At 57.4% G+C, this 8,775-nt stretch carries 1 protein-coding gene; it reads left to right on the plus strand.

From position 1 onward, the window contains the following. Window positions 1-8,775, plus strand: an 8,775-nt coding sequence (locus PSI17_RS15165) for a non-ribosomal peptide synthetase (RefSeq protein ID WP_273552774.1), incomplete at both ends; no start/stop codon positions are given.

Here is an 8,775-nt window from a genome sequence, read left to right on the forward strand (position 1 = left end):
CATTGAACTGGGGGAAATCGAAGCCCGCCTCAGACAGTGCCCCGGCGTGCTTGAGGCGGTCGTGCTGGCGCGTGAAGATGAACCCCATCAGAAACGGCTGGTCGCCTATTTGTTGCCTGAGCCGGATGCCAGACTCCTGCCCGCCGAACTGCGCCGGCAACTCACCCAGCACCTTGCCGACTACATGCTGCCCAGCGCATTCGTGACATTAGACACTTTCCCGCTGACGCCCAATGGCAAACTCGACCGCAAGGCACTGCCTGCCCCTAATTTGAAAGACGTCGTGACCCGCGACTATGAAGAACCCGTCGGTGAGACAGAAATGGCATTGGCCCAAATCTGGCAAACATTGTTAGGTTTGGAACAAGTGGGTCGTCACGATCATTTCTTTGAACTGGGCGGGCATTCATTACTGGCTTCCCAACTCATCGCCCATATCCGTCAAAATTTGGCCCGGGCATTGTCATTACAACAACTGTTCGATCAACCCGTTTTGATGAATTTGGCTCAAACGCTGACTGACGTTACAGTCAGCGCCCAAGCCGCGATCCCCGTGGCTGACCGTAGCCAGCCGCTACCGTTGTCCTTTGCACAGCAACGGCTGTGGTTCTTGGGCCAGATCGATCAGGCGGCCAGCCTGGCCTATCATATTCCGGTGATACTGCGCCTTAACGGACACCTTAGTCACCCTGCCTTGTCCCACGCGCTCAATCAGTTAATCGCCCGACATGAAATTTTGCGTACCCGCTTTGTATTGGTCGCAGGTCAGCCTTGCCAACAAATCGATCCGGCTGATATCGGTTTAACCTTGCCCTGCCAAGATTTGCGCGTACTCGCACCAGAAGCGCAGGCCGACCGTCTCGCTGAACTCGCTGCCCTTGAAGCACGAACGCCTTTTGATTTTAGCCAAGGCCCGCTGATACGGGGTCATTTGTTGCAACTGGCCGATGAGGAACATGTATTACTGCTTACCCAACATCACATTATCTCTGACGGCTGGTCCATCGGCGTATTGATGCGTGAACTGAGCGCCCTCTACCATGCCGCTCTGGCTGGCCAAGATGATCCCCTGCCGCCATTACCCATTCAGTACGCCGATTACACCCTCTGGCAACGTGAATGGCTGCAAGAAGCCGAAGCCAAGCTCACGGCACAACGCAACTTCTGGTATTCTCATCTGGCCGGGGCGCCGCCCTTATTGACCCTGCCGACCGATCGGCCGCGTCCGGCGACCCAATCTTTTGTCGGCGGTCAAATGCCCGTCCACTTTGATGCGGATTTATTGGCCGCCCTTAAAAAACTTGGACAACGCCATAACGTGACGTTGTTTATGACTGTCCTCGGTGCCTGGAGTCTTGTTCTTGCTAGGCTGAGTGGTCAGGATGAGATTGTCATTGGTACGCCGGTGGCTAACCGAACCCATCATCAGCTTGAATCGTTAATCGGTTTCTTTGTCAATACGCTGGCTTTGCGTATCACCCTGAACGATTCCGCCACGGTGACGGATCTGCTCAAGGCGATCCGTGCCCGGGCGCTCGCGGCCTATGACCATCAGGATCTGCCCTTTGAGCAGGTGGTGGAGGCACTCCAGCCGGCACGTAACCTAAGCTACAACCCGATATTTCAGGTGATGCTGGCCTTAAACAACACCCCATTCCAAGAGCTGACCCTACCCGATGTGCAATGTATGCTGGTTGAGTCAATGTCTCCCAGTACTCACTTTGACTTAACATTATCACTGACTGAAACCAAGGCCGGGCTGGTCGGGGAACTGATCTATGCGGCCGATCTGTTCGACGCCGCAACGGCTGAACGCATGGTTGGTTATCTGGAAAATGTGCTGGCAGCAATAGTGGCAGATGAGACACAACCCATCGCCACCCTGCCTATTCTGCCGGCATCAGAGCAACAACAGTTGCTGGTGGATTTCAATGCCACGCAGGCCGATTTCCCGCAGGATGCGCTGATCCACCAACTGTTTGAAGCACAGGCCGCACAGCAACCTGAGGCTATCGCCGCCGTATTTGAGGAGCAAACACTCAGTTATGGCGAACTGAATCGTCGTGCCAATCAACTGGCCCATCACCTGATTGCGCTGGGAGTACGGCCGGATGATCGGGTCGCAATTTGTGTCGAACGCGGTCTGCCGTTAGTTGTCGGCTTGCTGGCTATCCTCAAGGCGGGCGGGGCTTATGTGCCGCTGGACCCCGCCTATCCCGCCGATCGGTTGGCCTATATGCTGGAAGATGCCACCCCCGTGGTCTTACTGGCTCAGGCCGCACTCCTTGATCGCTTGGACAGTGCCATACCGATAAGTTCCATATCGGTAAATGCCATACCGACGGTATTGCTCGATACACCGGGATCCCGTCTGGCAGCTCAGCCCGATCACAATCCGCTGGCACAAACGCTGGGGCTGACACCCCATCATCTGGCCTATGTGATCTACACCTCCGGCTCCACCGGCCAACCCAAAGGGGTGATGCTCGAACACCGCGGCCTGTGTAATTTGATTACCACCCAGCAAAATACGCTGGCACTCACCCCTGACAGCCGCGTCTTGCAATTCGCCTCGAACAGTTTCGATGCCTGCATTTTGGAATACTGCATGACTTTTGTGGCGGGTGCCTGTCTCTATCTCGCCAAACGTGCCGATCTGCTGCCCGGTGGGATCCTGTCCGGCTACCTGACTACCCATGCCATTAGTCATGTGATCCTGTCACCGACCGCGCTGGCGGCGATGGATTCACTGCCCGATACCCTGCAAATGTTGCTGATGGCGGGGGAAGTGTGTCCGCCAACCTTGGTTAAACGCTGGGCGCAGGGACGGCTGATGCTCAATGGCTATGGGCCGACGGAAACCACCATTTGGGCCACCCTTTATCAATGTGACAGTGAGGAAGAGAGTGCACCGCCTATTGGCCATCCGATTGCCAATACCCGCATCTATATTCTTGATGCCCATGCTCAACCCGTTCCGCTGGGTGTCATCGGCGAGATTTATATTGCCGGTGCCGGCGTCGCCCGCGGCTACCTCAACCGGCCGGAACTGACGGCAGAACGCTTCCTCCGTGATCCGTTCTCCGCCGTCCCCGATGCCCGGATGTACAAAACCGGCGACCTTGGCCGCTGGCGGCCCGACGGCAATATCGAATACTGTGGTCGTAATGATTTTCAGGTCAAGCTGCGCGGTTTCCGCATTGAGCTGGGGGAAATCGAGGCCAAACTTGAACAATGCCCCGGCGTGCGCGAGGCCATTGTATTGGCGCGCGAAGACGAACCCAATCAGAAACGGCTGGTGGCCTATCTGCGGCCACAAGAGGACGTTGAACTCCAGCCAGCCGAACTGCGCCAACAACTCGCCCAACATCTGGCTGAATATATGCTGCCCAGTGCGTTTGTAACCTTGGCGGCTTTCCCACTGACGCCGAATGGCAAAATCAACCGACAGGCCCTGCCGGCACCCGACTCATCCTCTGTCGTCATCCGCAGCCAAGAGCCGCCCATCGGTGAAACAGAAACGGCGCTGGCTCAGATCTGGCAGAAACTATTAAAATTGCCATCCGTCAGCCGCCATGATCACTTCTTCGAACTCGGCGGTCACTCGCTGATGATTGTCAGCCTGATTGAAGAACTGCGCCAGCAGGGCTGGCAACTCCATGTCCGCCATGTCTTCACCGCCCCCGTCCTTGCTGATATGGCGCAGGCTATCCGGCATCACACCGGGACGTTTGTCGTACCGCCCAACCTGATCCCGACAGGCTGCACGGCCATCACCCCCGCTATGTTACCGCTGGTTTCGCTGCCCCAGACCGAGATTGACGCCATCATTGAACTTATTCCGGATGGGGCACGCAATGTACAGGATATCTATCCGCTGGCACCGTTGCAGGAAGGCATTCTGTTCCATCATCTGTTACAAACCCAAGGTGATGATTATTTGTTGTACATCATGCTGGCATTTGATAGCCGTAAGCGCCTTGATGCTTTCCTGGGTGCCCTGCAACAGGTGATTGACCGCCATGATATTTTGCGCACCTCCGTCCATTGGCAGGGTCTGCCCCAGCCCGTTCAGGTGGTCTGGCGTCAGGCATCACTGCCTGTCAATGCCTTCACCCCGGACACAATGGATGACATCCCGGCACAACTACGCAAGCACACCGATCCACGCCTGCATCGTATCGATCTGACCCGCGCCCCCTTGCTCACGGCAGATATCGCCCATGATCCTGAGCAAAATGAGTGGTTGCTGGTACTGCGTTTACACCATCTGGTCAGCGATCATCTGACACTGGAGCTGATTTTCGCGGAAATGGCCATGATATTACGGGATCAAACAACACTGCCCACGGCACTGCCCTATCGTAATTTCATCGCCCAGACGCTGAATACACCGATTTCAATCCATGAAGATTATTTCCGCCAACAACTGGCCGATATCGATGAACCCACCGCGCCATTTGGGGTGCTCACCCTGCCTAAAGACCAGCCAGAATCGGGTGGATCACCCGAAGATAGCGATCCGTTGGCACAGGCCAGCCTGTTGCTCGCGCCTGAGCTGGCACAAGCGATCCGGGCACAGGCACGCCGTCTGGGCGTCAGCGCCAGTGTGCTGTTCCATGTTGCCTGGGCGCAGGTTTTGGCCCAGACCAGCGGCCGTGACGATGTGGTGTTTGGTTCCGTATTGTTGGGGCGTTTGCAAGGCATTTCCGGTGCCGACCAAATATTAGGCATATTTATCAACACCCTGCCCATTCGTCTCTCCTTACGCGGGCGCAGCGCACAAGACATCGTGCAGGAGACTTATCGTAACCTGACCACCTTGCTGGAACATGAGCAGGCACCGTTGGCACTGGCACAACGGTGCAGTGGCGTGACACAACCGACCCCCTTATTTAGCACCTTGCTGAATTATCGCCATAGCCAAGCCGATGACGCTGCGATGGTCAGTACTATTGGGCCGGGTATCCGTCTTTTGGCGGCAGAGGAACGGACTAATTATCCCGTTAATCTGGCAGTGGACGATTTAGGGGATGGCTTTCAACTGACTGCCCTGACCGTAACCGACATTGCACCAGAACAGATTAATACGTATCTGGTGACGGCCATGAGCGGCTTGGTTGAGGCGCTGGTTCACAACCCACAACAGCCGATCCTGACTATCTCGATCCTGCCCGCAGCAGAACGGCAGCAGGTGCTGGTCGATTTCAATGCCACACAGGCGGATTTCCCGCAAGACGCGCTGTTCCACCAACTGGTTGAAGCACAGGCCGCCCAGCAACCTGAGGCTATCGCTGTTGTATTTGAGGGGCAAACGCTCAATTATGCTGAACTGAATCGGCGAGCCAATCAACTGGCCCATCACCTGATTGCGCTGGGAATACGGCCGGATGATCGGGTCGCCATTTGTGTTGAACGCGGTCTGGAATTAATTGTTGGCCTGCTCGCTATTTTTAAATCCGGTGGGGCTTATGTGCCGCTTGACCCCGCCTATCCCGCCGATCGGTTGGCGTATATGCTGAAAGATGCCAGCCCCGTGGTCTTACTGACCCAGACAGCACAACGCGACAAACTGTCTGGTTCCCTGCCAACAGTGTTACTTGATCATCTCCTTGTTGAGCAAGATCCGGTATTCTCAGCACAACCGGCTGACAACCCTGATGCTCAAGCCTTGGGGCTGACCTCCCGCCATCTGGCCTATATCATTTATACGTCCGGTTCCACCGGCCAACCGAAAGGGGTGATGATTGAACATCGCGGCCTGTGTAATTTGGTGACCACCCAGCAAAAGACACTGGCACTCACCCCTGACAGCCGCGTCTTACAATTCGCGTCGAACAGTTTCGATGGCTGCATTTTTGAATACGGCATAACGTTCGTGGCAGGTGCCTGCCTCTATCTCGCCAAACGTGCCGACCTGCTGCCCGGTGAGATCCTGTCCGGCTATCTGGCCACCCATGCCATCAGCCATGTCGCCCTGCCACCCACCGCGCTGGCGACGATGGATTCACTGCCCGATACCTTACACACCTTGCTGGTGGTGGGAGAGGCGTGCCCGCCAGCCCTAGTCAAGCGCTGGGCACAGGGCCGGCTGATGTTCAATGGCTATGGCCCGACGGAAACCACTATTTGTGCCACCCTCTACCAATGTGACCATCAGGAAGAGAGTTCGCCTCCCATTGGCCGTCCGGTTGCCAATACCCAAATCTATCTTCTGGATAGCCACGGCCAACCCGTCCCGCTGGGTGTCATCGGCGAGATTTACATTGCGGGTGCCGGCGTCGCCCGCGGCTATCTCAACCGACCTGAACTGACGGCAGAACGCTTCCTGCGTGATCCGTTCTCTGCCGACCCGCAAGCCCGGATGTACAAGACCGGCGACCTCGGTCGCTGGTGGCCGGACGGCAATATCGAGTACTGCGGACGCAATGATTTTCAGGTGAAATTACGCGGTTTCCGCATTGAGCTGGGTGAAATCGAGGCTAGGCTTGAGCAATGCCACGGCGTGCGCGAAGCGATCGTACTGGCACGCGAAGACGAACCCAATCAGAAACGGCTGGTGGCCTATTTGCGGCCACAGGAGGGCGTTGAATTCCAGCCAGCCGAACTGCGCCAACAACTCGCCCAACATCTGGCTGAATATATGCTGCCCAGCGCGTTTGTGACCTTGGCGGCTTTCCCACTGACGCCCAATGGCAAAATCAACCGGCAGGCACTGCCTGCCCCGGATTCATCGTCCGTGGCGACGCAAGCGTATGAGGCACCGGTGGGGGAAGTGGAAATCGCGCTGGCCCGGATTTGGCAGGCGGTGCTGGGACTGGAACGCATCGGCCGCCATGATCACTTCTTCGAACTCGGCGGCCATTCCCTGCTGGCGGTACAACTTGCCTCGCGGGTGCGTCAGGTTCTGGCACGCGAGTTACCCTTGCAGTCACTCTTTGACCGGCCGCGTCTGATTGAACTGGCCCAGACACTGACGGCGGCGGCAGTCACCACGCAGGTGACCATTCCAGTGGTGGATCGCCGGCAGCCGCTGCCGTTATCTTTTGCCCAGCAACGGCTGTGGTTCCTCGGGCAACTCGATCCGGCGGCCAGCCTGGCCTATCATATCCCCATGGCGTTACGCCTGACCGGCCGGCTTCACCGCCCGGCCTTGGCTCATGCCCTCGATCGCCTGATGACCCGCCATGAAAGCCTGCGCATGCACTTTGTGCTCCTTGCCGGCCAGCCCTGCCAGCAACCCAGTCCGGCTGACACCGGTTTTGCCCTGTCCTACCACGACCTGCGTGCATTAACGCCGGCTGATCACCGCGAGCGTGTGGCTGCCTTGACCGCGCTTGAATTGCAGACGCCTTTTGATTTTGGCCAAGGCCCACTGATCCGCGGTCACTTGCTGCAACTGGCCGAAGAAGAACATGTCTTGCTGATCACCCAACACCATATTATTTCTGACGGCTGGTCCCTTGGGGTGCTGATGCAGGAGCTGGCGGTGCTCTATCGTGCCGCCCTTGATGGTCAGGACGATCCTCTGCCCGCCCTGCCGATTCAGTATGCCGACTATGCCGTCTGGCAGCGTGACAAACAGCACGAAGCCAGCCTGACAGCACAACGTGATTTCTGGTGCGCCCGGCTGTCCGGGGCGCCGGCCTTGCTGAACCTGCCCACGGATCGGCCTCGTCCGGCGGTACAGCGCTATGCCGGCAGCCATTGCCCTGTGCATCTTGATGTGGATTTGGTCGCTGCGCTTAAGGCGCTGGGACAACGCCATAATACCACCCTGTTTATGACCATACTCACCGGCTGGAGTATCGTGCTGGCCCGGCTGAGTGGTCAGGAGGAAGTGGTTATCGGTACGCCCGTTGCCGGCCGGCAGCACCATGCGCTGGAAGGATTGATCGGGTTCTTTGTCAATACGCTGGCCTTGCGCGTGACATTGAGTGATGACCCCAGTGTGAACGATTTGCTGGCACAGGTGCGGGAACGGGCGCTGGCGGCTTATGCCCATCAGGATCTGCCCTTTGAGCAGGTGGTGGAAGCCCTCCAGCCTGAGCGCAGTTTAAGCCACAGCCCGATCTTTCAGGTGATGCTGGCCCTGGACAATACGCCCCTGAACGCGACATTACAAAATCTGGCCTTACCGGATCTGCAACTCACCCCGGTCGAGCAGGAACACCAGAGCGCCCATTTTGACCTGACCCTGTCCCTGACGGAAACCGAGGCGGGGCTGGCTGGTGAACTTTCCTATGCCGTTGATTTATTCGATGCAGCCACGATTGAGCGCATGATCGGCTACTTAGCCAATGTGTTGGCGGCAATGGCCGCCGATGAAACCCAGACCATGACAACCCTGCCCTTGCTGCCGGCATCAGGGCGACAACAGTTGCTGGTCGATTTCAATGCCACACAGGCGGATTTCCCGCAGGATGCGCTGATCCACCAACTGTTCGAAGCGCAGGCGGCACGGACACCTGAGGCGACTGCCGTCGTGTTTGAGGAACAGGCACTCAGCTATGGCGAACTGAATCGCCGTGCCAATCAACTGGCGCATCATCTGATTGCGCTCGGTATCCAACCGGATGACCGAGTGGCGATTTGTGTCGAACGCAGTCTGGACATGGTGGTGGGTTTGCTGGCTATTTTGAAGGCCGGCGGTGCCTATGTGCCGCTTGACCCGGCCTATCCCACCGAACGGCTGGCCTATATGCTGGCGGATGCCGCGCCGGTCGTGTTACTTACCCAAGCGGCCTTGCTGGACACGCTGGACAGTCACTTGCC

The sequence above is a fragment of the Xenorhabdus sp. IM139775 genome (assembly GCF_028598745.1).
Classification (GTDB): domain Bacteria; phylum Pseudomonadota; class Gammaproteobacteria; order Enterobacterales; family Enterobacteriaceae; genus Xenorhabdus.